The following is a 25861-nucleotide window of genomic DNA, read 5'->3' on the forward strand; positions in this document are numbered from 1 at the left end:
GTAGGTTCTAAAGAACGAATAAAAATACTGACCTTGTTTATAAAGATCAGTATTTTATTGTAATGGTAGGACGGAAAGTTACTTTATCTCTTTTTCTTTTAAAAGGTCCCGGATTTCTGTTAATAACTGGATATCGGCAGGAGGAGCGGGAGGTGTTGCGGGAGCTTCTTCTTTCTTTTGAGATAGCTTGCTGATTACCTTTATAAGGATAAATATAGAAAAGGCAATGATTATAAAGTCTATGACTACCTGTATAAAATTGCCGTAAGTTAAGGCTACTTCCGGGGAGATCATTTGCCCGTTATCGATGACAGCCTGTTTTAAGACTATCTTCAAATGGGAAAAGTTGACCCCTCCCAATGCCAATCCGATGGCAGGCATTAAAATATCGCCGACCAACGAGGATACTATTTTGCCAAAGGCACCTCCGATGATGATACCGACAGCCATATCCACCACATTTCCACGCATGGCAAAAGCTTTGAATTCTTGTAATACTTTTTTCATTTCGTTTTGTTTTTAGATGTTATTCATGTATATCGTATGTATGTTTTATTTTGTTCTACTTAAATGATGCGGGATTACTGAAAACAGCATGATTTTTAACCGACAAATTATTTTTCCGGTTCATATGATTTTCCCAAATTCTTCCTGTCGTATATTATATGATTTGATCCGTGTATATACAAGCATTATGAGCTTTTGAAAGGAGGTAAAGAGCCGGAAAATCTCCTTCTCCACGGACAATATGTTCCATGATCTCCTTTTTTTCGGGGTCGAGGATAGGAACTAAAATATGTTTTCCTTGCAAAATGAGAGGACCGGTCATGCTAATTCGTTTTTGTCCGGTGGCAGGATGCTGGGATACCGCATAACAACGGCGGTCCGTCAACAAGTTGGACGACTCCGGGAAGATGGAAGCCGTATGGCCGTCCGTACCGACACCGAGAATGATACAGTTGAAACGGGGAAGATCGGAATATCCGGGGAGTTCCCACTTAACCATTTCCGAGTAACGTTCCGCCTCGATATTGGGATCTTGTTCTCCCCAAATACGGTGAATGTGGTCTATGGGAATTTCCAAAGGATGGAAAAGAAGTTGTTCGGCGTGCTTGAAGTTACTTTCATCATCATCCGGGGCCACGCATCTCTCGTCTACCCAATAGAAACGAAGAATATCCCAGGGAATACGTTCTTTGTATTCTTTTGTCCATATTTTGAATAATGTTTGTGCCGTTTTGCCGCCGGATAACGCGATATGAAACGGATTTACCCGGCTTTGTCCGATGATAGAGATGAGTTTTTCACTCAGTGAACGTAAGGCCTCTTCAGCTGTAGTTAAAGTTTCTATTTTCATGTTCAATACGATTTGTTTACATGATTTGAGTAATGCAAGTTATGTTTTATTCGTGATTAAAACAAGGGTTGTTACATCTTTATGCATTAAAATGACCTGTTGCCGAATGGAAATAGTAGGTTGGTAACGTTAACTTTTTGATTTATCAATCGTATAAGAAAATTAAAATATGATATATAAACAAAAGAACATCGATTAATGTGAATCATTGTCAAATTCAAAATTTATTTGTCAAAAAGATTTTTTTTGAGAATAATATTTCTTAATTTTGAACGTAATTAATATGAAAAAATGAGAAAGATATTGTTGAAATATGTCTCGCTGTTCATGCTTCTCTTCCTGTTTGGCACGGAACTATTCGGTTTGGAGTCCGATAGTCGGGGTGTCGTGGGGAATGAAGTATGTGTAGAAGGGGAGAAGGATGATTCAACGCTTTCGACCGCAGAAATAGACCACGGTTGGGCCATAGAGCGATCTCTCGTTTTTTCTCAACAAGAAATTTCTTTTAGTGGTAATCGGGAACATATATCTCTATTATACTATCGGAATATTCAACTTTCTTCTTTAAAAATAGATGTAGCTTTATCGGAGAAAATTCTTTCACAAGAGAATTTTAATACTCTTCTTGAACTACGACACCAAGAAGGTTTCTATGTCTATCAGCTTTGTAAAATAATAATTTAGCCTACCGTTATTTCTCTGTTCTGACCGATTTGCATTTAGAGGGTCAGGTGTAAAGGGTAATGAATGGATGGGTTGATAAGGTTCATTCCGGAACAGGTTTCCCCGGGCATTGATACCTCATCCGGGTATCAAATTGTATCCCCTATGCTTGTGGGTAATTGTAATTGGCATTTCGTGTATTGGAGAGAAAACGGAGGGTCCCGTTTCTGTATTTCACGAAGGGTAACTGTTTTATGTTTTTTAATAAGTAATTATACCATGGAAAAGAAGAAGTTACGCGGGGAATTGGTCCTGCAAAAGTTATATCCGTTTCTCGTGATGGGAGTTGTCTTTGGGTTGGTTTTTTTAGCGTTATATCTGGCATTGTAATATATAAAATTTGAAATTATGAAAAAGAGTGAAAATATAAATAAAGGAAAAAGGAATTTTGGAATATCCGCGTTTCCGATTATTGTTCTTTGTTTTGCTTTGGCTTTGGTCATCTATCATTTCGTGTTCGGTAATCCTGCAAATTTTGTGAACAATGATCCGAATAATCATCCCTTACCTGGAAATTTGTTAGGAACTATTTATAAAGGAGGTATAATCGTTCCTGTGATTCAGACTCTATTATTTACCGTATTGACATTAAGTGTGGAACGTTTTTTTGCTTTGCGCAAGGCAAGGGGTAAAAATGATTTGAAACAGTTTGTAATAAGAGTGAAGCAATCTCTGGCGGATGGAGATATCGAGGGGGTAAAATCATTGTGTGATGAACAGAAAGGAGCCGTTGCTAACGTAATACGGGCATCCTTGGTCACTTATGCCGATGTGAAGGCGAACGATAAAATGCTTAAGGAGGAGAAACAGTTGGCCGTGAGAAAAGACCTGGAAGAGGCGACGATGCTGGAGTTACCTACCATGGAACAGAATTTACCCGTTATCGCGACGATAACCACGTTAGGGACCTTGATGGGGTTGTTGGGAACCGTCATCGGCATGATCAAATCGTTTGCGGCTTTATCGTCTGCCGGGGGAACGGATTCCATTGCGCTTTCAACAGGTATCTCGGAAGCTTTGGTAAATACGGCTTTTGGTATAGCCACGGGAGCTTGTGCGGTTATCGCTTATAACTTTTACACGAGTAAAATAGATGGCATTACGCATAGTATTGATGAAATAGGGGCTTATATCGTGCAAACTTTTGCCGTTCGCGAATCGCAAGTGAACGTTTTGAAAAAGACGGGAAATCGGGTCGCTCCGACGACCGATCCGCTTTTAGCATAAATGAATACGAAAACCGTTAAAATGAATGGGTGATGAGTCAGAAAATAAAAAAGAAATCGACACTTATCGATATGACGGCCATGAGCGATGTGACGGTCTTATTGTTGACATTCTTTATGCTGACATCCACTTTTATCCAGAAGGAGCCCGTGAAGGTTGCTCCTCCGCAGTCCGTATCGGAAATAAAGATACCGGAAAACAATATTGTATCCATATTGATCGAATCGAATGGAAAGGTATTTATGGGTTTGGATAAACCTCAGGATCGGATGGAAGTTTTAAAGAAAATGGGAGAAAATTATCATATCGCTTTTACTGATCAGGAGTTGAAAAAATTTAGTTTGAATACTTCTTTTGGGGTTCCTATTCAAGGAATGAAACAATTTCTTGCGTTATCTCCGGAAGAGCAGGATAAGCTGATCATGAATTACGGCATACCGTGTGACAGTACGGATAATCAATTTAAGACCTGGATGCAATGCGTGCGGGAAGTAAATAAAGAGTTAGTCATTGCGATTAAGGCGGATCAAAGTACTCCTTATCCTTTGATTAAAGATATCATGAATACCCTTCAGGATCTAAGAGAGAATCGGTATAATTTGATTACCAATTTGAAGAATGCACCTGAAGTCTGAGCAATTTTAAAATAAAAAATTATGGCAGAGATTCAACAAAAAGAGGAGGGTGGCAGAAAAAAGGGTAAACAGAAAAAGTTCAACATTCATGTGGATTTTACACCCATGGTGGATATGAATATGTTACTGATTACTTTTTTCATGCTATGTACCTCCATGAGTAAACCTCAGACAATGGAAATCAGTATGCCTCGGAAGGATTTATTGAATGAACAGGAGCAAAATAAAGTGAAAGCTTCTAAGGCCATAACGATTTTATTAGGGAAAGAGGGTAAGGTATATTATTACGTGGGGGAGCCGAATTATGATGATCCCGATTTGTTGAAAGAGACGGATTTTTCTTCCAACGGATTACGTGCTTTATTGTTGGGACGTAATCGGTTCGTGGTTCAAAAGATTCGGGAGCTGAAACAGAAAAGAGCCAACCTGGAGATTACGAATGAAGAGTATATGAAGCAGTCTTCAGAGATCCGGAAAGATAAAGATTCTCCCGTGGTATTGATTAAAGCGACAGATTTTGCCAGTTATAAGAATCTGATAGATGCTTTGGACGAGATGCAGATTTGCAATATAGGGCGTTACGCTATTATGGATATTACTCCCGGCGATTTGCGTTTATTGCAGGATTTGACGCATGATGGGTATGCGGAAGATTTGAAAGAAGTTGTTCGTTATGTAGAATTAAAACAATAGGTTATGGCGAAAGATTTGGATGTAACCTGCGGAGAATGGTGTGATCTGATCTTCGAAGGAAAAAATAAAGAGTACGGGGCTTACGTGCTTCGTAAGAGTTCTTCCAGACGCCATATTACGGCATACCTGATTATTATCGGGTTGATCGTGTTGTTTATGGTATTGCCGATTTTTATTCGTTTTTTAACACCGGTGAAGGCTCAGGAGAAAATGGTTACGGTAACTGAGTTGTCGAATTTGAAGATGGAATTACCGGAGGTAAAGGAAGAAAATAAGGTGGTTGCGGTAAATGTCCCGCCTCCTCCCACGTTGAAGAGCACGATAAAATTTACGGCTCCGGTAATTAAAAAAGATGAAGAGGTGAGGGAGGAAGACGAGTTGAAAACTCAGGAGGAAGTAACTCAGGCGAAGATGGCGATCTCGATAGCGGACGTAAAGGGAAACGATGAGGAGTCCGGAAAGGATATTGCCGATTTGGAGGATCATAAATTAGTCGTGAATGATGAAGATGCTGTTTTCCAGGTGGTCGAACAGAGTCCGACATTTCCCGGTGGGATGAAAGCTTTGTTGAAATGGCTCGGTAAAGAGATTCATTATCCGCCGGTAGCAGAAGAGATGGGAATTTCCGGTAAGGTAATCGTTCAGTTCGTGATCGGAAAGGACGGGAGTGTCAGGGATGTCGAGGTGTTGCGTTCCGTGGATGCAGATTTGGATAAGGAAGCCATACGGGTAGTTAAGAAAATGCCGAAATGGATTCCCGGAAAACAACAAGGTGTGCCTGTTTCTGTACGATTCACGTTGCCGATCACGTTTAAAATTCAACGGTGATTTATGAAAAAATGGAGTAACTATACCGGGTTCGTTTTTGTTTTGCTGCTGATGGTTGCCTGTAAAGGCAACTCGTCGGCGGGACAGGAAACCTTGTTTAGCGGCGTAATGTCCATAGCTGTCGACCAAACTCTTGCTCCGCTTGCGGAGGAGGAGATAGCCGTTTTCGAATCGCGATACCAATATGCGGGAATACTACCTGAATATACGAATGAAGTAGAAGCGATCAATCTTTTATTGAAGGATAGCGTGCGTTTTGTTATAGCAACCCGTCCTTTATCGGGGGAGGAAACGGAATCGTTTCATAGCCGTAAATTTTTCCCGCGATCGATAAAAATCGCCACGGACGGGATTGCCTTGATCGTACATAGACAAAATGCCGATTCGATTGTCAATTTGGATATGTTACAACAGATCTTTTCAGGAAAAGTGACGGATTGGAAAGAGCTCCCTTCCCGTTCCGCATCGGGAGAGATCCAGGTCGTATTTGATCACCCGAATTCCAGTACGGTTCGATACGTGATCGATTCCATATGCCGGGGAGAACCGTTGTCCGGTCGTTGCCGGGCAGCCGGGACGAATCAGCGAGTCATAGATTATGTCGCACGTACACCGGGTGCTTTAGGGGTAATCGGGGTTAATTGGATTAGCGAAGACCAGGACTCTCTTTGCAAAGATTTTAGGAAGGATATTCAGGTTATGCGTGTTAGTCGTTCTCGACAACCTTCTTGTCAAAACAGTTATCAACCTTACCAGTATTATCTCTATACCGGTCAATATCCGTTGAGAAGAGATATCTATATTTTGTTGAATGATCCCAAGGGGGTTTTACCGACCGGATTGACCTCCTTCATTACGGGAGCTCAGGGCCAGAGAATTATTTTGAAGGCCGGATTGTTACCGGCCACGATGCCTGTGAATATCGTGGATATAAGAAGTGAATTGTGAAATTGATGGATAAAAAAATGTAAAGTCATGGACTCGATAAAATTGATAGGATGTATAGGTTTGTTATTTGCCGGATTATGCGGAAAGGCGGCGGACAATAAAGAGGGTATTGAGTTATATCAATCAGGGATGTATGATGTCTCTAAAATCTATTTTTTGAAAAATTTGGAAACCATAGTTCCGGAACAAAAGATGGAGGCGTATTATTATTTGGGTGAAAATTACGTGATGTTAGGGCAAATCGATTCCGCGCGAATTTATTTCGAAAAGGGGATGGAAATTCAACCGGAATATCCTTATAATCGTATAGGGATTGGCATGTTAAAATTGAAAGAGGCGGAGGAAGAGGCGGAGGATATTTTTAAAGAAGTTCTTAAAACCAAAGGATATAAAAAAGATGTCCGTTTACAGGTGGCGTTGGCCCGGGCTTATTATTATGCCGGTAATAGGGAAAAAGCGATGGAATATATACAACAAGCCAAGGAGTATGATGCTGAAAGCGGATTACCCTATTTATTGGAGGGAGATATTTTGACAAAAGAGGGCCGTATCGGAGAGGCTTGTGCAAAATACGACATGGTTCTTTATTTTTCTCCGGATTGCATAGGAGCTTACCTCAAATTGGCTCGGTTATATATGACGGCCAATTCATCGCTTTCAAAGGAAAACTTGAATCACGTGAAGGAGATGGCTCCTGACTTTTGCGGAACGTATGGTCTGCTTGGCGAGCTGTATGAGATGTCCGGCGACTATAGTAATGCGGCGAAGTATTATGGCGAATTTATTCGTTGCGGGTATAGCGATTCGGGTCATAGGTTACGTTATGCGGGAATCCTTTATTTTAACAAACAATACGAAGAGATGTTTCCGGTAATCAATTCGGTCTTAAAAGAGTTGCCGGATAATAAAGTGGCCAAGAGGTTGTATGCTTATTGTCTATCGAAACTGGAGACGGATGCCAACGGGATAGATGCTATCCGGCATTTTATGGAAACGACTTCCGAAAATGAATGCATCGCGCAGGATTTTTTGTGCTATGCCGAGCAATTAGCATCAGTAGAACGTTATGATGATGCTCTCTCTTATTACGAAAAAGCATTGCTTAAGGATGAGACGAAAAGAGAGCTTTACCGGGAGATGATGGATATATGTATAAAAACAAGGCAACCGGATCGGGCCATTCGTTATTACCGAAAATATACGGAAACGACGGATAACTGCGAACCCGGGGATGTGTTGCGATTGGGAAAATGTTTTTATGACGTGGCATGTCGGGACTCCGTTGCGGAATCTCGAAATAGAGAGTTGATGGTAGCTGATTCTTTATTCCATATCGTGAGCGAAGAGGTGCCGCAAAGTTATGTCGGCTATTTTTGGCGTGCCCGGGCGAATTCCATGTTAGATCCAGAGACGGCAAAAGGTTTGGCCCGTCCTTATTATGAAAAAGTAATTGAAATTGCTTTGGGACAGCCGGAACGTAATAAAAAAGAGCTGATAGAGAGTTATAAATATTTGGGGTACTATTATTATTTGCAAGCGGATGCCGTTACGGCTAAGAATAATGGCAATCCCTTACCGGCTAAAACGGAATATGATACTGCAAAATCCTATTTTTATAAAGTGATCGGGCTCGATCCTTCGGATGAGGTTGCCAAGCAAGCATTGGAACAGATCAAGTAGAATCCTGCCAGGAAAACGGTAGGCAATAAAAGATGTCTTTTTCTCCTGATCTAAAGATTGCCTCCGTTTTCCGATTCTACGCGGCCTGTGGTGGGTTGCGTTGGAAGATATGGCTTTTTATTTGAAATATGTTGTAATAATTCAAAATTGGCATTATCTTTGATAGTGTATGAGTAGTTATGCAAAGATTGATTTGGATTATATTGATTTTATCGGTGTCCCTGAGTGTCGGGGCAAAACCTTTCCAGAAAGCTATTTATGAGGGAGAGGAGGAAATTTCAATTGTTTCCGAGGATTGTCAGACGAGTTTTTCTTTGCCTGTAACAGTTGATAAATTAATGAATGTTTACGATTGGATAGGAAATTCGTTTGTTTTGACGCCTACTGTTGATTTGCCTGCTGAATCCGAGTTTCAAAAGGGCAAACGGTCTGATCCTTTTGCGAGGAGTAACCGTCAAACGATGATCGCTTTTTTGAGATGTACCGACAGTTACCGGAAGATAGGGGGGTATTTATTCGAGCGGCATATACAAGGATTTTATATCTATATGTTGAGTAAAATGATTATTTAGTTCTATTTGAGCCTATTAAATAGAGGATATTCCTGCCTTGTAATGTTAACGGTATTAGAATAATAACTTTTTTAGTTGAAATACGTTAACATATTGTTCTGAAGTTTAGAGATTTTAAATTGATGTTATGATACAGAAAATTGGGTATGTTACACAGGTAATCGGACCTGTTGTCGATGTTATCTTCGAAAATAAAGAAGGCGAATTACCACCGATTTATGAAGCGTTGGAGATTGAAAGAGATAACGGGCATAAGTTGATCGTGGAGGTTGAACAACACGTCGGAGAAAATACCGTACGTTGTGTTGCTATGGATACGACGGACGGTTTGTACCGGGGAATGAAAGCTATTGATTTGGGTAGGACTTTAACGATGCCTGTAGGGCGACAAATAAAAGGACGTTTGCTGAATGTCACGGGTGATGCCATTGATTACTTGGCTCCTTTAGACTATTCGGAAACGCTTTCTATCCATAGAGAGGCTCCTAAATTTGAAGATTTATCGATTAAGGAAGAATTTTTGTTTACGGGCATTAAGGTTATTGATTTGTTGGAACCTTACGCTAAAGGGGGAAAGATCGGATTGTTCGGCGGAGCGGGTGTGGGAAAAACGGTATTAATCATGGAGATGATCAATAATATAGCGAAGGGACATAATGGTTATTCTGTTTTTGCGGGAGTTGGGGAACGAACGCGGGAGGGAAACGATCTGTTACGGGAAATGATAGCATCGGGAGTTATTGACTATGGCGAAAAGTTTAAGAATGAGATGGAGGAGGGGAAATGGGATCTGAAGAGTGTGGATATGGAAAAAGTGAATCATTCTCAGGCGACTTTGGTTTTCGGACAAATGAATGAACCTCCCGGAGCTCGTTTAAGGGTAGCTCTCTCCGGATTGACGGTAGCGGAAATGTTTAGGGATTCAAACGAGGGAGGACGAGAAATCTTATTTTTCATTGACAATATATTTCGGTTTACTCAAGCAGGGTCCGAGGTTTCGGCCTTGTTGGGGCGGATGCCCTCTGCCGTGGGGTATCAGCCGACGTTGGCTTCCGAGATGGGTAAATTGCAAGAGCGGATTACATCTACAAAAAACGGATCGATCACTTCCATTCAGGCTATTTACGTTCCTGCGGACGATTTAACGGATCCGGCCCCGGCAACTACGTTTAATTTTTTGGATGCCACGACCGTATTAAGTCGTAAGATTACGGAATTGGGTATTTACCCTGCTGTTGATCCCTTGGAGTCCAGTTCTCGTATTTTGGATCCGAATATTGTAGGTGAAGAACATTATAATGTGGCTCAGCGGGTAATAGAGTTGTTGCAGCATTACAATGAATTACAGGATATTATTGCTATTTTGGGCGTGGACGAACTTTCGGATTCGGATAAAATTGTTGTCAACCGGGCGAGGCGGGCACAAAGGTTTCTTTCTCAGCCATTCCACGTTGCGGAACAATTTACGGGAATACCGGGAGTGATGGTTCCCCTGGAGGAAACCATTCGAGGCTTTAAGATGATTCTGGACGGTGATATGGATGAATATCCGGAACAAGCATTTATGAATGTGGGAACTATCGATGATGTGATAAAGAAAGGAAAAGAGATGATGGCAGCGGCCGAGAAGTAGAGGTTTTGTCGAGTAGAAAGGAGGGTATTATGAAATTGAAAATTATTTCTCCGGAAAAAGTAGTATATAAAGGCGAGGTGGAACGGGTCTCTTTGCCGGGAAGTCTGGGATTTTTTACCGTTTTAAAGGATCATGCTCCCTTGGTCTCCTCGTTGGTTGAAGGAAAAATTGTTTATTTAGAAGCAGAAGGAGAGAAAGAGATGGAGATCGAAAGCGGAGTGGTGGAAGTGCGAGATAACGAAGTGATTATTTGTATCGGTTAAGGTTATGAAAAAATGGATTACATATTTCGTGATGCTGTTTTTGTTTGCAGGGGGTATGAAGGTATATGCCCGCGAGAATCCGGAAGTACCGAACGATACTTTGGGAATCGCATCAAGAATGAGTATGGGCGATGAGATCGATCAGGAAGGAAAGAAAGATGTTTTCCAGCCTAAAAAGGTTATTTTTGAGCATTTGGGAGATACGTACGGGTGGGAAATTGCCAGCAATCTGAAATTACCTTTGCCTGTTATTGTAAGAGATGATACGGGTAAATGGCATGTATTCAGTTCGAAGCATATTGAGAAGGGAAAAAAACACGAGGGCTTTTATGTTGCCGGAGAAGGAAAATACGAGAATAAGGTAGTAGGCGAGGACGTTTCGGGTAATTTGTATCGGCCGATGGATTTTTCTATCACGAGAAATGTGATGTCAATTATTCTGACAGCCCTTTTAACCCTGTGGATGGCTTTTGCTTTGGTTCGTTTTTATAAACGAAAGAGATGGAAAGCTCCTCGTAAGATATTGGGATTCATTGAGATGATTATTGAGATGCTGTATCGGGAAGTTATTGTCGGGATACTGGGAGAAGAAGCTAAGCGTTATGCCTCTTATTTGTTGACCGTATTTTTCTTTATTTTCATAGCCAATATAGTGGGGATGATTGCCGTTTTTCCCGGGGGAGCTAATGTGACCGGAAATCTCTCGATTACGTTGGTATTGGCTTTATGTACTTTTGTTATCGTGAATGTATCGGGAACGAGGAGGTATTGGAAAGACGTTTTTTGGCCGGATGTACCGACTTGGCTGAAGTTTCCTCTTCCGATCATGCCTTTGATTGAAATATTCGGGGTATTCACGAAACCGGCCGCTCTGATGATCCGGCTTTTCGCCAATATGCTGGGAGGGCATTTGATTATCATTATTTTGATATCGTTGATATTCCTGTTCGGGGCTATGGGAAGCCTTGTGGTGGGTACGACGACAGTTTTATCCGTTTTTTTTGCCGTGTTTATGGATTTGATTCACGTGTTGATCGCTTTTATTCAGGCTTATGTGTTTATGATGCTTTCAGCCTTGTTTATAGGATTAGCCCGGGTAAAAAAGAGCAGTGACGAATAATCGAATGAAAACAGTTATGGGGTTGTGAAACGATAGATGAAATTAAGAATAAATTAAAAATGAAAAGGTTATGTTAAGTATGATTTTATTAGAAGCAGTAGCCAGCGTTGGTTTGGCAAAGATCGGAGCAGCAATTGGAGCGGGTATTGCGGCAATAGGGGCCGGTATAGGAATTGGAAAAATAGGTTCTTCTGCCATGGATGCCATCGCTCGTCAACCGGAATCAACCAATAAGATCAGAACCAATATGATTGTTATTGCCGCTTTGGTGGAGGGAGTTGCCCTATTTGCGATTATTGTTTGTTTATTGGCTTTATTTGTATAAACGTTAGATTATGTCGTTATTTACACCGGAATTCGGGTTGGCGTTTTGGATGCTGGTTGTTTTTTTGATCCTGTTGGGTATTCTCGGAAAGTTCGCTTGGCCGGTGATCATAAAAAACATGGAGGAACGGGCTGCTTTTATTGATAAAGGCGTGGAGTTCACCCGGGAAGCTCAAAAGGACAGGGAACAGGCGAAAGTCGATGCCCAAAAGTTGCTTGCCGAAGCGCAAAAGCAGCAATTGGAGGTGTTACAGCAAACAGAACGACTGAAACGGGAAAAAATAGAAGAGGCTCGTCAAGAAGCGGATAAGGAGGCTCGTCGGGTGGTGGAGGCGGCAAAATTGGCTGTAGAACAATCGAAGCGGGAAGCTGAATTGCAAATGCGAAGGCAAGTGGGGATACTTTCTCTTCAGATTGCGGAAAAGTTGGTACGAAGAGATTTGTCTACCGATAAGGCTCAGATGGAAATCATCGATAAGTTATTGAACGAGTTAGAGAATAAAGAGTAAAAAGCATGGATGAAGGATTGATTGCACGTAGATACGCGAAGGCCCTATTCCGGTACGCGCAAAGTTTAGGAGTGGAAGAGTTGGTCTATGATAAGATGAAATTATTTCAGGCAAACTATATCTCTCATCCGGATTTGCAAAAGGCTTTGCTGAATCCGATGTTATCGGTTGATGATAAGATACAACTTTTGTCGACAGCGATCGGGATAGAGCCGGGACAAGCTTATTTGAGGGCCATTCGGTTGCTGATCAAAAATCACCGGGAGATGTATATGAGATCGATTTGTCTGATGTATCAGAAACTTTATAGAGAGGCTTACGGTATAATACGGGTAAAAGTGGTTACTGCAACCGATCTGAAGGAAGAAGGATTGGAGAGAATCAAGGCATTTGTGAGAAAACATACGGATAAAACGATCGAGTTCGTGCATAAAATAGATCCGGCCATTATAGGGGGATTTATATTAGTAATCGGAACCCGTCAGTTGGATGCTTCATTGCTCAGGGAATTAAAGGATATTCGTTTGGGACTTTTGAAATAGAAATTAATTTTTAAGTGAAAAGTTATGATTAAAGCGGATGAAATTTCAGATATATTAGAGATGCAACTTAAGGAGGTGGACACCAGAATGGCTTTTGAAGAGGTGGGGACGGTAATGGAGGTCGGTGACGGAGTTGCTCACGTGTTCGGATTGGATAACGTGCGTTCCAACGAGCTGATCGAGTTTGAAAACGGGGTACTGGGAGTGGCTATGAATCTGGAAGAGGATAATGTCGGGGTCATACTGATGGATGCGGGAGATAAGGTAAAAGAGAATTTCACGGTAAAGCGTACCGGTAATATAGCCTCTATCAAGGTAGGAGAGGGATTGTTAGGGCGAGTGGTGAATACGTTAGGCGAACCGATCGACGGGGCCGGCCCAATTCAGGGTGATTTAGTCCAATTGCCTTTGGAGCGGAAAGCCCCGGGGGTTATTTATCGTCAGCCGGTGAAGGAACCTCTGCAAACCGGGATTAAAGCGGTCGACTCCATGGTTCCCATCGGTCGAGGACAACGGGAGTTGATAATAGGCGATAGGCAGACAGGAAAGACAACGATAGCAATAGATACCATATTGAATCAACGAAAGAATTTCGATAAGGGAGATCCTGTCTATTGTATCTATGTGGCGGTCGGACAGAAGGCTTCTTCTGTTGCCATGTTGGTAAATACGTTACGGGAACGCGGAGCCTTGGAGTATACGATCGTATTAGCTGCCAATGCATCGGATTCGGCGGCGATGCGTTATTACGCTCCTTTCGCGGGGGCGACTATCGGAGAGTTTTTCCGGGATAGTGGCCGTCATGCTCTTGTCGTGTATGATGATCTTTCCAAACAGGCTGTGGCTTATCGTGAGATCTCGTTGATTTTACGCCGTCCTTCCGGACGGGAGGCTTATCCTGGTGATATTTTTTATTTGCATTCCAGGCTATTGGAGCGGGCCGCACGAATTATTTCGAATGATGAGGTGGCTGCCACTATGAATGATTTGCCGGATGCGTTGAAACCTCATATTAAGGGAGGTGGGTCTTTGACGGCCTTGCCCATTATCGAAACTCAGGCCGGTGATGTCTCCGCTTATATTCCTACGAATGTGATTTCGATAACGGACGGACAAATATTTTTAGAGTCCGGTTTATTTAATGAAGGAGTGCGACCAGCTATCAATGTGGGGGTTTCTGTTTCCCGCGTGGGGGGGAATGCACAAATAAAATCTATGAAAAAAATAGCGGGGACATTGAAAATCGATCAGGCCCAGTACCGGGAGTTAGAGGCTTTTGCTAAATTTGGCGGGGATATGGATTCGGTGACGGCTATGGTTATCGACAAGGGACGTAAAAATGCACAACTGTTGATACAGCCTGCTTATTCTCCTATGCCCGTGGAGGAAGAAGTGGCTGTCATATTTTGTGGTACGCAAGCTTTGTTGAAGGGGGTTCCCTTGAAGAATATAGCTGAGTTCGAGAAATTCTTTTTGGAAATTTTGCGATCCAGATACCGGAGAGAAGTACTGGATAAATTACGAGACGGTATTTTGGACGATTCTGTTACTGTTTTGCTGAAAGAGGTTGCAACGGATGTAGCTCAAAAATTTAAGGAATAAACGACATGGCGACGACGCGAGAATTAAAAGGAAGAATTAATTCTGTACATTCTTCTCAAAAAATAACGGGGGCGATGAAAATGATCTCATCGGCGAGGTTACGGAAAGCAGAAAATGCTTTGTATAATACTCGCCCCTATTTAGAACAATTGCAACGTCTTTTGGATCGCATTGCGGGTACGTGCGATTACATTTCTCCATGGAGTATTGAACGGTCCGTGGAAAAAGTTGCCGTTGTCGTTTTCGGGTCGGACGAGGGACTTTGTGGTTCCTTTAACCTCATGTTGTATAAAAAATTGCAGGAAGAATTATTGGATAGGGAGAAGGGAAAAAAGGTAGAGGTGTACCCTGTCGGGAAAAAGATTTTGACGGAAGTGAAACGTACGGCAGGTATCGAAATAAAAGAGATTCCCGAATTGACAGTGCAGAAAGAGCATTCGAACGTTATGTTGTCTTTAGCCGATGAACTGATGTATCGTTTCCTGAAGAAAGAAGTTGATCGGGTGGATATCATATACGCTCATTACAAGAGTATCGGTTCCCAGGAAATGACTTGCTTTCAGCTTTTACCCTGGAAAGGGAAAGAGCTTGAAAAACTTTCGGTCACGGAACAAAATAGAATATATATTTATGAGCCGGATTGCGTTTCCATTTTGGATACGGTCTACCCGTTGACGATTCGATCCGCTTTGTATCGGGCTTTTTTGGAGAACCAGACGTCCGAGCAGGCGGCCCGAATTCTTTCCATGCAAATGGCTAATGATAATGCGATTAAGTTACTGGGAAATTTGCAGTTGGAATACAACAAACTTCGACAACAAGGGATAACGACAGAACTATTGGATATTGCCGGAGGCGTCGTAGAGTGATTTTGGGATATGTTCCGGATAATCCGCATCGATCAAGGTTGATATCTGCCAGTCTTTGGTTAACGAAAGAGCCGAGCGATCTAAAAAGAGATCCAAGTGAGCGTTATCTTCCTGTAGAATGAATTTGGCCGCGTAATCATCGACTAAATTGGAATCGATTAATATTTCTTTTACGATGGGGGCTTTTTCCGCTCCGGTGATATATAGGCTGATATCACGGGCATGAAGCGTGGGGTTACCGGTTAAGGCTATTCGTTTTTGTCCGGTTTCCGGTTGAAAAGCTACGGCGTAATTTTCTTGACAATGGAGAACGGGTTCTTCTCCCGGAAAGACGGAGGAAGTATGTCCGTCATTACCAACACCGACTATAACCATATCGAAAACGGGGATACCGTCTTTGGACGGTAATTGGTCTTTTACCAATTGCGAATAGCGGCAGGCTTCTTCTTCCGGGTCGGCTTCCCCGCGGATACGGAAGATTTGAGATGCGGATAGAGGAATACGGTCTAAAAGCAGCCGTTTTACCAATCCGTAATTACTTGCCGGATGGGTCGGTGGTACGCAGATTTCGTCTACCCAGTAGAGGCAGACACGCTCCCATGGAATATCTTTTCTGTATTTTCCCGCTAAGGCATTATAAAACGGGATGGGGGTATTGCCGCCAGGTATGGCTAAATGGAAAGTCCCCTCTTTTTCTTTCATCTTTTCCATCAGTTTCCGACATAATGCGTGAGCCGTTTTTCGAGGCGAAGAATATACGTGCAATTTCATTTTCCTGTCAATTGGTTTATTCGTTGTACGTTTACGGCTTTATTTTGTTTACGGGAAAGATAGAGTTAAAGAAAAGAAGCTGCTTTATTAAAGAGACCCTCGAATGATTGGTAAAGTAATTCGGGGGCGATGTGCGTATGGGAAGGGAACGGATTCTGATGGTTGTAATCATACGGGAAATCCCATTCCTTTAACATCGTGGTGGCGTTAGATTCACCCAGGGCTTCGATGACGCCGGACGTCGGCATAACGACATCTTTCTTCAACGTGAGGATTCTGATCCGTTCTCTGTTCTTTTCAAAGAAAGCTTCCCTGTATTCTTTGCAGGTTTCGGGAACAAGCATGGCCTTAAAAGCTTTTTCCAGGAAATCTTCTTTACATACCGCAGGTAGCAGCCGGTGATGCTCGTTGTTCTCTAAAAAGTTATGGAGAAAATACTGACGTACGCGTTCATAGGCTTCCTGGTCCATGATATCCCTTGCGTTTCCGTTCATTCGACTGAATATGGAACCGCCGCAGAACATGAATAAGCGGCTGTTTTGAACCAAGTGATCCGGATTGGCTAACAATAAAATCTGAGCAAGAAACGCACCTATCGAGTAAGCGAATATGTTTACAGACGAATCTTCTTTGAAAAGCGGATGTTCGCCGTGTTTGATTTCAGATAATAGTTGCCATAGATTGAAAACGGATTCCCTTCCTGAAGTATAAAAACGGATGGGACTTTCGGATAGTCGACTGCTCAGAGCCACGTTAACAAAGGTCGAATTTTGCAGGTCGTTGATCTGTTGTTTGCGTTTGGTTACCCAAGGCAGGATAGCTCTTGGGTTGTACCAGTTACTGGGAGTCCTGTTCATGTGAAAGGCAATGGGAAAAAGGATAACGGCTTTTCCGGTTGCCAAAGAGAGAAATTCTGCCCAGGTCAGGTATTTTTCCCAGCTTCGTTCGTTTAATCCGTGTAAAAACAGAATCGCCTGGTCGGTTTTCCGTGTTCCTTTGGGAACGAAAATCGTGTATTTGAAATTTTTATTTTCTTCGATACCGTTATCGTGTATCGGGCAAAATTCCGTGGTGGGGATAGACTCTTGGAAACAATTGATTTCGTTTTCCCCGATGCGTTGTATAAAACGATAGGGACGAATTTCCAAAGGTCTGTCTTCGATAGTCGTCTTTTTTTCGTAAGAAAAAATAGTTTTCAGTTGTTGGGTGCGTAACGAAATTTTCATGACTTAGCGTGTTTTTATATACAAACAAAAAAGAGAATACTCTATTTTCCAAAAAAAAGTTTCAGTGCTTTCCGGAAAGGGATAAAAACCGATATAATGGGGTAAAATTCATTTATGCGTGGTGAAAATTCTGAGAAAAAATAATGTATCTTTGTTTAAAAACATGGAAAAATGGGATTGTTGAATCGTAAAATACCGGTTTACATGTACGAGAAATCGAACTTGGTTCGTTTGGTCTTGTTTACAGCTCTTTTTGCTCTTGTATTTATTAATATATATAAACCTTTCAGTTCTTCTTACTGGTATCCTGTTTCCGAATTCAAATTTTTTCTCTTTTCGAGTTTGATCATTTTGACGGGGGTATTGGTGGTGGTCATCAGTCGTATCATAATGTATCATTATGTAAAGTCTCATTTTATTTCATACGGTCAATACGGGCTTTGGATTTTGGGAGAAATATTTTTGATGGCTCTTTTTTACACGATATATACGCTCTCGTTAAAAGAAGAAAAGGAGGTGTTGGATGTTTTTGAAGATTCCATGAAGAACACGAGTTTGGTATTGCTCCTTCCTTACGCTATTCTTGTGCTTTATTTTTCCAAACAGGAAAAAGAACGTCAATTAAGGAGACTGGAAGAGGGAAGGGCGGATGTCGGCGGGAAGGGAACCGTTCTTTCGTTTTATGACGAGAAAGAAGAGCTGCGTTTATCCGTAAAGCGGAATAATCTGTTATACATGGAGTCGGCAGACAATTATGTTTTTATCTGGTACTTGAACAAGGGGATCGTGACCCGGTTTATGTTGCGTAATACGTTGAAGAACATAGAAAAACATTTTATCAATACGACCGTATTGCGTTGTCATCGTTCCTATATGGTGAACTTCGAGCAGGTCAAAGTCATTCGACGCGGAAAAGACGGGATATATTTAGAATTGGGAGTGGATAAGGTTCCGGATATTCCGATTTCAAAAACCTATAGTGAGAAAGTTACCCGGTGGTTTATGAGCTACTCCTCCTGAGCGAAGTTGTGGCGAGATTATTTTTAAATGAAAAAGCCCTGAAAGATTTGTTTTCAGAGCTTTATATCTTAGCGGTGCGGACGGGACTCGAACCCGCGACCCCATGCGTGACAGGCATGTATTCTAACCAGCTGAACTACCACACCAAAATATTTCAAAAAAGCGGTTCGGACGGGACTCGAACCCGCGACCCCATGCGTGACAGGCATGTATTCTAACCAGCTGAACTACCGAACCTTTTTGTATAGAATAACCGCTGTTATTCCCAATTGCGGTGCAAAGATATAGACTTTTTCTTATTCTGCAATACCCGTAGGAAGAAAAATGAAAAAAAGTTATTTAAAAAAGGGGAGACAAGTAAGAAAAAAATGATTCCCGTTATTCTCTTCTGAAAAGATACCTTTTGAGTATTAAAATGTTAAATATACGGAGAATAAAATAGAGATGTAAAATATTTGATTACTGTTTTGGAGTTTAATTTTTTGAGTATATTTGTGGCATTAATATACGTCAAATTTAATTTAATTAATAAGATAATGAACGTACCAGCAGAATTAAAGTACACTAAAGAACACGAATGGATTCGTGTTGAGAGTGAAGAAGCATTTATCGGTATAACGGATTATGCGCAAAGTCAATTAGGTGATATCGTATTTGTAGAGGTCGAAACCGAAGGAGATAGTTTGGAGGCTGGAGATACTTTCGGAACGATTGAAGCCGTGAAGACCGTATCGGATCTTTATATGCCGGTTGCCGGTGAGGTGATTGAATTCAATGCTGCATTGGAAGATCAACCGGATTTGGTAAACAAGGATCCTTATGGAGAAGGTTGGATCATCAAGGTCAAAATAGACGATGAAGCTCAATTGGACGGATTGCTTAGTGCTGATGCCTATAAAGCGTTGATTTAAACATATTATGGATGGTAGAGACTGTACCTTTATTCTTGAGTGGAGGTACAGTCTTTTTTTTTGTATAAACAATTATGACACTAATAAAATCTATTTCAGGAATTCGTGGAACGGTCGGAGGGAGGCCGGGTGAAAATCTTACTCCTTTGGATATTGTTAAGTTTGTTTCTGCTTACGCGACTTGGCTGAAAGAGAAAGCTGGAAAGCAAAAGGCAAAGATTGTATTGGGACGGGATGCAAGAGTATCCGGTGATATGTATGCCAAATTGGTAGAAGCGACACTTTCCGCTTTGGGGCATGATGTCGTGAATATCGGGTTAGCGACGACTCCGACAACCGAGGTTGCGGTTACGGCGGAGAAGGCCGATGGCGGTATTATTCTGACGGCGAGTCATAATCCCAAGCAATGGAATGCTTTAAAACTGCTGAATGCTGAAGGAGAATTCCTTTCTGCCGAAGAAGGGGGTAAAGTGTTGGAAATGGCAGAAGAGGAGTGTTTCGAATATGCTGATGTGGATGGATTAGGGATGATCACGTATAAGGATTATACCGATTATCATATTCAGCAAGTTTTGGATTTAAAATTGGTAAATCGGGAGGCTATAGCCAAGGCCAATCTAAAGGTTGTCGTGGATGCCGTGAATTCCGTGGGTGGAGTTGTCATTCCTGCTCTATTGAAGGCTTTGGGAGTAAAAGAGATCATTCCATTGAATTGTGAGCCGACCGGACATTTCAGTCATAATCCGGAACCTATTCCTGAAAATTTAACGCAAATATCAGAAAAAATAAAAGCATGCGGTGCCGATTTGGGAATTGTGGTAGATCCGGATGTCGATCGTTTGGCGTTGGTTTGTGAGAATGGCGAAATGTTCGTGGAGGAGTATACCTTAGTTGCTGTTGCCGATTACGTTTTAAAACATACTCCGGGAAACACGGTTTCTAATCTCTCTTCTTCCAGGGCCTTGAAGGATATAACCCTCGGATACGGACACTCTTATTATGCAGCGGCAGTCGGAGAAGTCAATGTCGTTGCCAAAATGAAAGAGACGCGGACCGTAATCGGGGGAGAAGGAAACGGGGGAGTTATTTACCCGGAGAGTCATTACGGTCGGGATGCTTTAGTCGGAGTAGGGCTTTTCCTTTCCCATTATGTTGCAGAAGGGAAAAAAATGACGGAGTTGAAAGCAGCCTATCCGCGGTATTTTATTTCAAAAAATAAATTGACCCTGTCCCCGAGTACGGATGTGGATAAGATCCTGACCGGATTAAAACAAAAATATGCCTCGGAGGAGATAACGGATATAGATGGAGTGAAAATTGATTTTGCAGAGGGGTGGGTACATTTGAGAAAATCAAATACGGAGCCCATTATCCGGATCTATTCGGAAGCAAAAGACGAGAATTCCGCCAATCGATTAGCTGATGAAGTTATACAAGTAGCCCGGAGTTTAATCGGATAAAAAAATCGGCAAGTGCCGATTTTTTTATTATTCCACGTATAAAACCAGTCCTTTTAAGTACTCTCCTTCCGGGTGGTAGATGTTGATCGGATGATCGGCCGGTTGTGTCAGCTGATGTAAAATCTTTACTTTTCTTCCCGTGTTGGCTGCTGCCGTGAAAACGGTTTGCCTGAAAAGTTCTTTGGTCATCACCTGGGAACAAGAGAAAGTGAAAATGAGACCACCGGGTTTTACGACTTCGATTCCTTTGCGATTGAGTTTCTTGTATCCTTGAATGGCGTTTTCCAGTACATTCTGGTGTTTGGCGAAAGCTGGGGGGTCGAGGATGATGAGGTCGTATGTGTATTTGGATTTTTCCAAGAACTTGAAGGCGTCTTCAACGAAAGCTTCGTGTCTTGAATCTCCCGGGAAATTTAAATCTACATTTCGGTTCGTGAGCTCGATGGCCCGGGCCGAAGCGTCAACGGAGTGTACCAGGCGTGCTCCTCCACGCATAGCGTAAAAGGAGAAACCTCCCGTGTAGCAAAACATGTTCAATACGTTTTTATCTTTCGCGTATTTTTCTAACAAACTGCGATTCTCCCTTTGGTCAACAAAAAATCCGGTTTTTTGTCCTTCGAGCCAATCGACGTTGAATTTTAAACCGTTTTCTATGGCAATGAAGTTTTCAGATGCTCCGTATAAATATTCGTTACGGGGATTTAATCCCGCTTTAAAAGGGAGGGTTCCTTCCGATTTATCGTATATGGCTGATAACTGATCTCCCATAACCTCTACGATTGCTTTGGCTATTTCCTGACGAACTTTATACATACCGACCGAATGGAATTGAACGACGGCGACACCGGCATAAAAATCGACGATTAAACCGGGAAGATCATCCCCTTCTCCGTGTATCAAACGATATACATTGGAGTCGTGGGATTTTGCCAGTCCGATCGTTATCCTGGTATCGTATGCTTGTTGGATACGTTCTTTCCAAAACGCATAATCGATCTCTCTTTGTTCAAAGCAGAGAACCCGAACGGCGATGCTTCCGATCTGGTAATGTCCGATACACATAAATTCTTCATCGTAGTTGTATACTTCGACCACATCGCCTTCCTGGAGATCACGCGGCATTTTAGCTATGGCACCGGAAAATATCCATGGATGCAAACGGAAAAGAGAGCGTTCTTTACCGGCTTTTAATATTATTTTGTTCATAATTTTATTTGTCTATCACCTGTGCGATATCGATTTTTCCGGCGCAAAAGTAGCTAAAAAACGGATAAAAAAATACCGGGAACTGTTTTCATCGTTTCCCGGCATTCAATTTCTTTGTTTACACTTCCAGCATTTCTTTTGCTTTTTCAAGGATTGTCGTGTCGTCTAAAACAACGATTCCACCGTTTGGACCTTGTTCTAAATGAATACCGGCAGAACTACCCTCTTCATAATTATCCCCTCCGAAGTAGTTTCTTACGGTATCGGTACTGATTCCCAATTCATCCGCAATTTTTTGCATGCTACCGTGTGGCAACATATCTTTAATTCTTCTTAATTCGTTGAATGTAATAGTATAAGTCATAACGTAGTAGTTTTAGAATTATTACCTGCAATAAATGTAGAACTTTATTTTGAGAAAAGCAAATAAAATATTCTGTTCTCCGACTCTAATTTGTAGCCGGTCTGAAACATGGATTTGGATAACTCTTTTATTATGAGAGAATATATTTATTGTATTTAGATTCATTATATTTTATGGCGGTTGCCTCGTATCGCCTTTGTTATGGAGAATCAACGCGTACGACCGATATCTTTCTTGTAGACAGCCGGAAGGACGGAGAAGCGAAAGAGTTTTCTTGTAATTAAATAGGTTTTTTATTTTTCAGGAGAGATGCTTTTTATACCTTTGTACACTCGATTATTGAGTATTAAGATGAATAGTCCGGTTGTTAGATGAGACTATTTATGAAAGAAGATCTAAATTATAAATCTATTTTAAAGCATGAGTTTTCAGGATTTAAATATAAGTAAGCAGATATTGATGGCTTTGGAAGAAGCCGGATTCGAGACGCCTACACCTATTCAAAGAGAGGTATTTCCTGTCGTTCGTTCCGGAATGGATGTGATTGGAATAGCACAGACGGGAACAGGGAAGACATTGGCTTACCTGATACCGATATTGATGAAATTGCATTACGCTCAGGATGTTTATCCGCGGGCCTTGGTTGTCGTTCCGACCCGGGAATTGGTGGTTCAAGTATGTGAAAGTGTAGAGCTTTTGGCAGAGTATATGGATATTCGCTGTGTCGGAATATACGGAGGAACTAATATTCGTACGCAACAGGATAAGGTGTATGAAGGCGTGGACTTGCTGGTGGCGACTCCCGGGCGATTTATGGATATTTATTATAATGGTATTATTCGGACCAAATTGATCAAAACGGTTGTTATAGATGAAGCGGACCGGTTGATGGATTTGGGATTTTTACCTCAATTGAAAAGTATTCTGGAGGTTATTCCCGAGAAACACCAAACCTTGTTGTTTTCCGCCACTTTTTCGGAGGCCGTGAATATGCTGGCAAGTGATTTTTTGCGTGATCCGGTAAGAGTGGAGGTCGATCGGCAGGCGACCCCGGTGGAACATATCGAACAGATACGGTATGACGTGCCCAATATCATGACGAAGATTAATTTGTTGAAGTCGTTATTAGCTGATAAAGAAAGTTTTAAAAAGGTTATGATATTTACGGAAACCAAAAAGAACGCGGATCGTATCGTGGAGCGATTGGCGGACTATTGGAGAAATGAATTAAGTGTAATTCATTCGAATAAGGCACAGAATACCCGCTTGAAAGCCTTAAACGCTTTTAAAGAGGGAACGACTCGAATCATGGTTGCCTCCGATGTGGCGGCACGCGGTATCGACGTACAGGATATTACGCATGTTATAAATTTTGATATTCCTTCTCTTGCGGAAGAGTATGTACACCGTATCGGGAGAACGGCCCGAGCCGGGAAAACGGGAACGGCTATAAGCTTTGTTTCCGAGAAAGAGGAAGAGCGTTTTGACGATATAGAAAAACTGATCTCGCAAAAAGTGAAATTGGCGGATTTACCTGAAGATTTGGAAGTGTCTCAACTTTTATTGGATGAAGAGCGGATACAGACCAATAATATCGTTTACCAGAGAGGAAAACCGCAAGGGGGAGGGGCTTTTCATACACGGAAGCAAAAGAACAGTTATACGACGGATGACAATCGTAGAAACGTAAAGGCCAAAAGGATGGCACATCGTAAGAAAAGATAGAGATATAAAAAAGATCAAAATAATTTTGATCTTTTTTTTTATTTTCTCAAATTTGCCTGCATGAAAGTAAGAAACGTCATATTGATCAATCAGCTTTTTCTGAATATTAAGAAGCGGGATGCGTTTCTTGTCTTGGCGTGAAGTTTTTTCACGGACTTTCCTATGCAAAAGACCGCTGGGTCTGATTATTTGTGAAAAGAATCAAATAAAATAACTTATATTATTTACCAATTTAAATTTTAGGATTATGGAATTGCCATTTTCAGAATCGTATAGAATTAAGATGGTGGAAACCATCCGTAAAAGTACGCGTGAAGAACGCGAACAATGGATTAAAGAGGCGAAGTATAACCTGTTTAACCTGAAGAGCGATTATGTGTTCATCGACTTGTTAACGGATTCCGGAACCGGAGCCATGAGTGATAAGCAATGGTCGGAATTGATGTTGGGTGATGAGAGTTACGCCGGGGCTCGTTCTTACTATAACATGAAGAACGCGATTAAAAATATTTTAGGTTTTGATTATTTCTTGCCTACCCACCAAGGACGTGCTGCCGAAAATGTTCTTTACTCAACCATTATTAAAGAAGGAGATGTACTTCCAGGTAATTCTCATTTCGATACGACAAAAGGACATATTGAATTTCGTAAGGCTTTAGCCATTGATTGTACGATAGACGAAGCTGCCGATACGCAATTGGAAATTCCGTTCAAAGGGAATATGGATCCGGCTAAGCTGGAAGCCGTATTAAAGAAATACCCGAAGGAGAAAATTCCGGCAGTCGTTTTGACGGTCACCAATAACACGGCCGGAGGACAACCGGTTTCTATGGCTAATATACGTGAGGTTTCCGCTATCTGTAAGAAATACGGTGTTAATCTGCAAATTGATTCCGCTCGTTTTGCTGAAAATGCGTACTTTATCAAAACCCGGGAGAAGGGTTATGAGAATAAAACTATCAAGGAGATCGTAAAAGAGATGTTCTCCTATGCCGATATTATGACGATGTCCTCTAAAAAAGACGCTATCGTGAATATGGGCGGATTTGTAGCGTTCAAAAATGAGGAACTATGGAAGAAATGCCAGATGTTCTGTATCATGAACGAAGGGTTTATCACTTACGGAGGTATGTCCGGTCGTGATATGAACGCTTTGGCTCAAGGTTTGGATGAGGGGACTGAGTTCGATTACCTGGAAACCCGTATCAAACAAGTTGAATATCTGGGGGCTAAATTGGATGAATACGGTATTCCGTATCAACGTCCTGCCGGTGGACACGCTATTTTTGTGGATGCCAAGAAGATCCTGACTCATGTTCCGAAAGAAGAATTCATTGCTCAAACTTTAGGTATTGAGCTTTATTTGGAAGCCGGTATCCGCGGTGTAGAGATCGGTTCGATCTTAGCTGACCGTGATCCGGTTACCCGCGAAAATCGTTATCCGAAATTGGAGTTGTTACGTTTGGCTATCCCGCGTAGAACATACACCAACAATCATATGGATGTGATTGCAGCAGCGTTGAAGAATGTATATGACCGGAGAGAATCAATTAATCGCGGTTACGTGATTACCAAAGAGTTCCCGATTATGCGTCACTTTACCGTGGAGTTGGAACCTGCCAAGTAAATTTTGGGGAGTAGAATATGAAAACC

Annotated in this window: 27 protein-coding genes, 2 tRNA genes and 1 pseudogene; 22 read left to right on the forward strand and 8 right to left on the reverse strand. The window is 41.8% G+C overall.

From position 1 onward, the window contains the following. Positions 1–78 precede the first annotated feature (78 nt). Together mscL and pgl (PGR74_RS07760) are read right to left on the reverse strand one after the other, a co-directional pair. A complete protein-coding gene (gene mscL / locus PGR74_RS07755) occupies positions 79–507 on the reverse strand; it encodes a large-conductance mechanosensitive channel protein MscL (protein ID WP_041502130.1) in 429 nt (142 codons plus the stop codon). 154 nt (positions 508–661) lie between these two features. Beyond that, on the reverse strand, positions 662–1357 hold the full coding sequence (pgl, locus tag PGR74_RS07760) for a 6-phosphogluconolactonase (RefSeq protein ID WP_041502129.1): 696 nt from the start codon (positions 1355–1357) through the stop codon (positions 662–664). A 291-nt stretch (positions 1358–1648) separates the two neighbouring features. Between pgl (PGR74_RS07760) and PGR74_RS07765 the strand changes: the two genes are divergently transcribed. From PGR74_RS07765 to atpG, 17 genes and pseudogenes are all read left to right on the forward strand, one after another. Beyond that, positions 1649–2041, forward strand: coding sequence for a hypothetical protein (locus PGR74_RS07765; RefSeq protein WP_041502128.1), 393 nt, complete (start codon positions 1649–1651; stop codon positions 2039–2041). A gap of 63 nt (positions 2042–2104) precedes the next feature. Beyond that, positions 2105–2410, forward strand: coding sequence for a hypothetical protein (locus PGR74_RS07770; protein WP_041502127.1), 306 nt, complete (start codon positions 2105–2107; stop codon positions 2408–2410). Between the two features lie 18 nt (positions 2411–2428). Further along, positions 2429–3229: pseudogene (locus PGR74_RS07775) on the forward strand (MotA/TolQ/ExbB proton channel family protein); the annotation flags it as partial. Positions 3230–3339: 110 nt separating this feature from the next. Continuing rightward, entirely contained in the window at positions 3340–3942 is a 603-nt protein-coding gene (locus PGR74_RS07780) for an ExbD/TolR family protein (protein WP_041502126.1), read from the forward strand. 21 nt (positions 3943–3963) lie between these two features. Beyond that, on the forward strand, positions 3964–4635 hold the full coding sequence (locus PGR74_RS07785) for an ExbD/TolR family protein (protein ID WP_041502125.1): 672 nt from the start codon (positions 3964–3966) through the stop codon (positions 4633–4635). A 3-nt stretch (positions 4636–4638) separates the two neighbouring features. Continuing rightward, on the forward strand, positions 4639–5463 hold the full coding sequence (locus tag PGR74_RS07790; protein WP_041502124.1) for an energy transducer TonB: 825 nt from the start codon (positions 4639–4641) through the stop codon (positions 5461–5463). A 3-nt stretch (positions 5464–5466) separates the two neighbouring features. Continuing rightward, positions 5467–6411 carry a PstS family phosphate ABC transporter substrate-binding protein gene (locus tag PGR74_RS07795; protein WP_041502123.1) on the forward strand — a complete coding sequence of 315 codons (945 nt, stop codon included), beginning with the start codon at positions 5467–5469 and terminating at the stop codon, positions 6409–6411. 27 nt (positions 6412–6438) lie between these two features. After that, a complete protein-coding gene (locus tag PGR74_RS07800; protein ID WP_041502122.1) occupies positions 6439–8091 on the forward strand; it encodes a tetratricopeptide repeat protein in 1653 nt (550 codons plus the stop codon). 179 nt (positions 8092–8270) lie between these two features. Beyond that, positions 8271–8663: a hypothetical protein gene (locus tag PGR74_RS07805; protein WP_041502121.1), complete on the forward strand. Its 393-nt coding sequence runs from the start codon at positions 8271–8273 to the stop codon at positions 8661–8663. Positions 8664–8790: 127 nt separating this feature from the next. After that, positions 8791–10296, forward strand: a complete 1506-nt coding sequence (gene atpD / locus PGR74_RS07810) for a F0F1 ATP synthase subunit beta (protein WP_041502120.1) — start codon at positions 8791–8793, stop codon at positions 10294–10296. A 26-nt stretch (positions 10297–10322) separates the two neighbouring features. Further along, entirely contained in the window at positions 10323–10559 is a 237-nt protein-coding gene (gene atpC / locus PGR74_RS07815) for an ATP synthase F1 subunit epsilon (protein ID WP_041502223.1), read from the forward strand. Between the two features lie 4 nt (positions 10560–10563). After that, positions 10564–11679, forward strand: a complete 1116-nt coding sequence (atpB, locus tag PGR74_RS07820) for a F0F1 ATP synthase subunit A (RefSeq protein ID WP_082032869.1) — start codon at positions 10564–10566, stop codon at positions 11677–11679. Between the two features lie 70 nt (positions 11680–11749). After that, positions 11750–12004 (forward strand): ATP synthase F0 subunit C, encoded by a 255-nt coding sequence (atpE, locus tag PGR74_RS07825; RefSeq protein WP_041502119.1) that lies wholly within the window; start codon positions 11750–11752, stop codon positions 12002–12004. A 10-nt stretch (positions 12005–12014) separates the two neighbouring features. After that, entirely contained in the window at positions 12015–12512 is a 498-nt protein-coding gene (atpF, locus tag PGR74_RS07830; protein WP_041502118.1) for a F0F1 ATP synthase subunit B, read from the forward strand. Between the two features lie 5 nt (positions 12513–12517). Next, positions 12518–13054 carry a F0F1 ATP synthase subunit delta gene (locus tag PGR74_RS07835; RefSeq protein ID WP_041502117.1) on the forward strand — a complete coding sequence of 179 codons (537 nt, stop codon included), beginning with the start codon at positions 12518–12520 and terminating at the stop codon, positions 13052–13054. A 24-nt stretch (positions 13055–13078) separates the two neighbouring features. Then, positions 13079–14656 carry a F0F1 ATP synthase subunit alpha gene (gene atpA / locus PGR74_RS07840; RefSeq protein WP_041502116.1) on the forward strand — a complete coding sequence of 526 codons (1578 nt, stop codon included), beginning with the start codon at positions 13079–13081 and terminating at the stop codon, positions 14654–14656. A gap of 5 nt (positions 14657–14661) precedes the next feature. Further along, complete coding sequence (gene atpG, locus PGR74_RS07845; RefSeq protein WP_041505394.1) at positions 14662–15525, forward strand: ATP synthase F1 subunit gamma; 864 nt, start codon at positions 14662–14664, stop codon at positions 15523–15525. On the opposite strand, the gene pgl (PGR74_RS07850) is transcribed toward atpG, so the two are convergent. Continuing rightward, positions 15493–16296, reverse strand: a complete 804-nt coding sequence (gene pgl, locus PGR74_RS07850; protein WP_052634348.1) for a 6-phosphogluconolactonase — start codon at positions 16294–16296, stop codon at positions 15493–15495. The two genes, atpG and pgl (PGR74_RS07850), sit on opposite strands and share 33 nt — an antisense overlap. Positions 16297–16361: 65 nt before the next feature. Then, positions 16362–17522 carry a DUF6051 family protein gene (locus tag PGR74_RS07855; protein WP_270516907.1) on the reverse strand — a complete coding sequence of 387 codons (1161 nt, stop codon included), beginning with the start codon at positions 17520–17522 and terminating at the stop codon, positions 16362–16364. A gap of 171 nt (positions 17523–17693) precedes the next feature. Here PGR74_RS07855 and PGR74_RS07860 point away from each other — a divergent pair, with 171 nt between their 5' ends. Then, complete coding sequence (locus PGR74_RS07860; RefSeq protein WP_181416501.1) at positions 17694–18542, forward strand: LytTR family DNA-binding domain-containing protein; 849 nt, start codon at positions 17694–17696, stop codon at positions 18540–18542. A gap of 72 nt (positions 18543–18614) precedes the next feature. On the opposite strand, the gene PGR74_RS07865 is transcribed toward PGR74_RS07860, so the two are convergent. Both PGR74_RS07865 and PGR74_RS07870 read right to left on the reverse strand, forming a co-directional pair. Then, positions 18615–18688: transfer RNA gene (locus PGR74_RS07865), tRNA-Asp, on the reverse strand. 17 nt (positions 18689–18705) lie between these two features. Then, positions 18706–18779 (reverse strand) — tRNA-Asp (locus PGR74_RS07870). 299 nt (positions 18780–19078) lie between these two features. Here PGR74_RS07870 and gcvH point away from each other — a divergent pair. Then, positions 19079–19453, forward strand: coding sequence for a glycine cleavage system protein GcvH (gcvH, locus tag PGR74_RS07875; RefSeq protein ID WP_041502219.1), 375 nt, complete (start codon positions 19079–19081; stop codon positions 19451–19453). A gap of 74 nt (positions 19454–19527) precedes the next feature. Further along, on the forward strand, positions 19528–20913 hold the full coding sequence (gene glmM, locus PGR74_RS07880; RefSeq protein ID WP_041502113.1) for a phosphoglucosamine mutase: 1386 nt from the start codon (positions 19528–19530) through the stop codon (positions 20911–20913). A 27-nt stretch (positions 20914–20940) separates the two neighbouring features. Here the strand turns inward: glmM and PGR74_RS07885 are convergent, their stop codons facing one another. Beyond that, positions 20941–22119: a class I SAM-dependent rRNA methyltransferase gene (locus tag PGR74_RS07885; RefSeq protein WP_041502112.1), complete on the reverse strand. Its 1179-nt coding sequence runs from the start codon at positions 22117–22119 to the stop codon at positions 20941–20943. Between the two features lie 118 nt (positions 22120–22237). Beyond that, positions 22238–22483, reverse strand: a complete 246-nt coding sequence (locus PGR74_RS07890) for a DNA-binding protein (protein WP_041502111.1) — start codon at positions 22481–22483, stop codon at positions 22238–22240. Positions 22484–22903: 420 nt separating this feature from the next. Between PGR74_RS07890 and PGR74_RS07895 the strand changes: the two genes are divergently transcribed. Both PGR74_RS07895 and PGR74_RS07900 read left to right on the forward strand, forming a co-directional pair. Beyond that, the gene (locus tag PGR74_RS07895; RefSeq protein ID WP_041502110.1) at positions 22904–24208 is read left to right on the forward strand and encodes a DEAD/DEAH box helicase; all 1305 of its coding nucleotides are present in this window, start codon (positions 22904–22906) and stop codon (positions 24206–24208) included. Between the two features lie 247 nt (positions 24209–24455). Then, entirely contained in the window at positions 24456–25835 is a 1380-nt protein-coding gene (locus tag PGR74_RS07900; RefSeq protein WP_041502109.1) for a tryptophanase, read from the forward strand. Positions 25836–25861: the final 26 nt, after the last annotated feature.

It is taken from the genome of Sanguibacteroides sp. AM78-02pH3A (genome assembly GCF_027666085.1).
Classification (GTDB): Bacteria; Bacteroidota; Bacteroidia; order Bacteroidales; family Marinifilaceae; genus Gabonibacter; species Gabonibacter massiliensis.

Excerpts from the sequence above, each read along its gene's own strand:
- mscL (WP_041502130.1), bottom strand. The coding sequence starts at position 507 with ATGAAAAAAGTATTACAAGAATTCAAAGCTTTTGCCATGCGTGGAAAT.
- pgl (WP_041502129.1), bottom strand. The coding sequence starts at position 1,357 with ATGAAAATAGAAACTTTAACTACAGCTGAAGAGGCCTTACGTTCACTG.
- PGR74_RS07765 (WP_041502128.1), top strand. The coding sequence starts at position 1,649 with ATGAGAAAGATATTGTTGAAATATGTCTCGCTGTTCATGCTTCTCTTC.
- PGR74_RS07770 (WP_041502127.1), top strand. The coding sequence starts at position 2,105 with ATGGATGGGTTGATAAGGTTCATTCCGGAACAGGTTTCCCCGGGCATT.
- PGR74_RS07780 (WP_041502126.1), top strand. The coding sequence starts at position 3,340 with ATGAGTCAGAAAATAAAAAAGAAATCGACACTTATCGATATGACGGCC.
- PGR74_RS07785 (WP_041502125.1), top strand. The coding sequence starts at position 3,964 with ATGGCAGAGATTCAACAAAAAGAGGAGGGTGGCAGAAAAAAGGGTAAA.
- PGR74_RS07790 (WP_041502124.1), top strand. The coding sequence starts at position 4,639 with ATGGCGAAAGATTTGGATGTAACCTGCGGAGAATGGTGTGATCTGATC.
- PGR74_RS07795 (WP_041502123.1), top strand. The coding sequence starts at position 5,467 with ATGAAAAAATGGAGTAACTATACCGGGTTCGTTTTTGTTTTGCTGCTG.
- PGR74_RS07800 (WP_041502122.1), top strand. The coding sequence starts at position 6,439 with ATGGACTCGATAAAATTGATAGGATGTATAGGTTTGTTATTTGCCGGA.
- PGR74_RS07805 (WP_041502121.1), top strand. The coding sequence starts at position 8,271 with ATGCAAAGATTGATTTGGATTATATTGATTTTATCGGTGTCCCTGAGT.
- atpD (WP_041502120.1), top strand. The coding sequence starts at position 8,791 with ATGATACAGAAAATTGGGTATGTTACACAGGTAATCGGACCTGTTGTC.
- atpB (WP_082032869.1), top strand. The coding sequence starts at position 10,564 with ATGAAAAAATGGATTACATATTTCGTGATGCTGTTTTTGTTTGCAGGG.
- atpE (WP_041502119.1), top strand. The coding sequence starts at position 11,750 with ATGTTAAGTATGATTTTATTAGAAGCAGTAGCCAGCGTTGGTTTGGCA.
- atpF (WP_041502118.1), top strand. The coding sequence starts at position 12,015 with ATGTCGTTATTTACACCGGAATTCGGGTTGGCGTTTTGGATGCTGGTT.
- PGR74_RS07835 (WP_041502117.1), top strand. The coding sequence starts at position 12,518 with ATGGATGAAGGATTGATTGCACGTAGATACGCGAAGGCCCTATTCCGG.
- atpA (WP_041502116.1), top strand. The coding sequence starts at position 13,079 with ATGATTAAAGCGGATGAAATTTCAGATATATTAGAGATGCAACTTAAG.
- atpG (WP_041505394.1), top strand. The coding sequence starts at position 14,662 with ATGGCGACGACGCGAGAATTAAAAGGAAGAATTAATTCTGTACATTCT.
- pgl (WP_052634348.1), bottom strand. The coding sequence starts at position 16,296 with ATGAAATTGCACGTATATTCTTCGCCTCGAAAAACGGCTCACGCATTA.
- PGR74_RS07855 (WP_270516907.1), bottom strand. The coding sequence starts at position 17,522 with ATGAAAATTTCGTTACGCACCCAACAACTGAAAACTATTTTTTCTTAC.
- PGR74_RS07860 (WP_181416501.1), top strand. The coding sequence starts at position 17,694 with ATGGGATTGTTGAATCGTAAAATACCGGTTTACATGTACGAGAAATCG.
- gcvH (WP_041502219.1), top strand. The coding sequence starts at position 19,079 with ATGAACGTACCAGCAGAATTAAAGTACACTAAAGAACACGAATGGATT.
- glmM (WP_041502113.1), top strand. The coding sequence starts at position 19,528 with ATGACACTAATAAAATCTATTTCAGGAATTCGTGGAACGGTCGGAGGG.
- PGR74_RS07885 (WP_041502112.1), bottom strand. The coding sequence starts at position 22,119 with ATGAACAAAATAATATTAAAAGCCGGTAAAGAACGCTCTCTTTTCCGT.
- PGR74_RS07890 (WP_041502111.1), bottom strand. The coding sequence starts at position 22,483 with ATGACTTATACTATTACATTCAACGAATTAAGAAGAATTAAAGATATG.
- PGR74_RS07895 (WP_041502110.1), top strand. The coding sequence starts at position 22,904 with ATGAGTTTTCAGGATTTAAATATAAGTAAGCAGATATTGATGGCTTTG.
- PGR74_RS07900 (WP_041502109.1), top strand. The coding sequence starts at position 24,456 with ATGGAATTGCCATTTTCAGAATCGTATAGAATTAAGATGGTGGAAACC.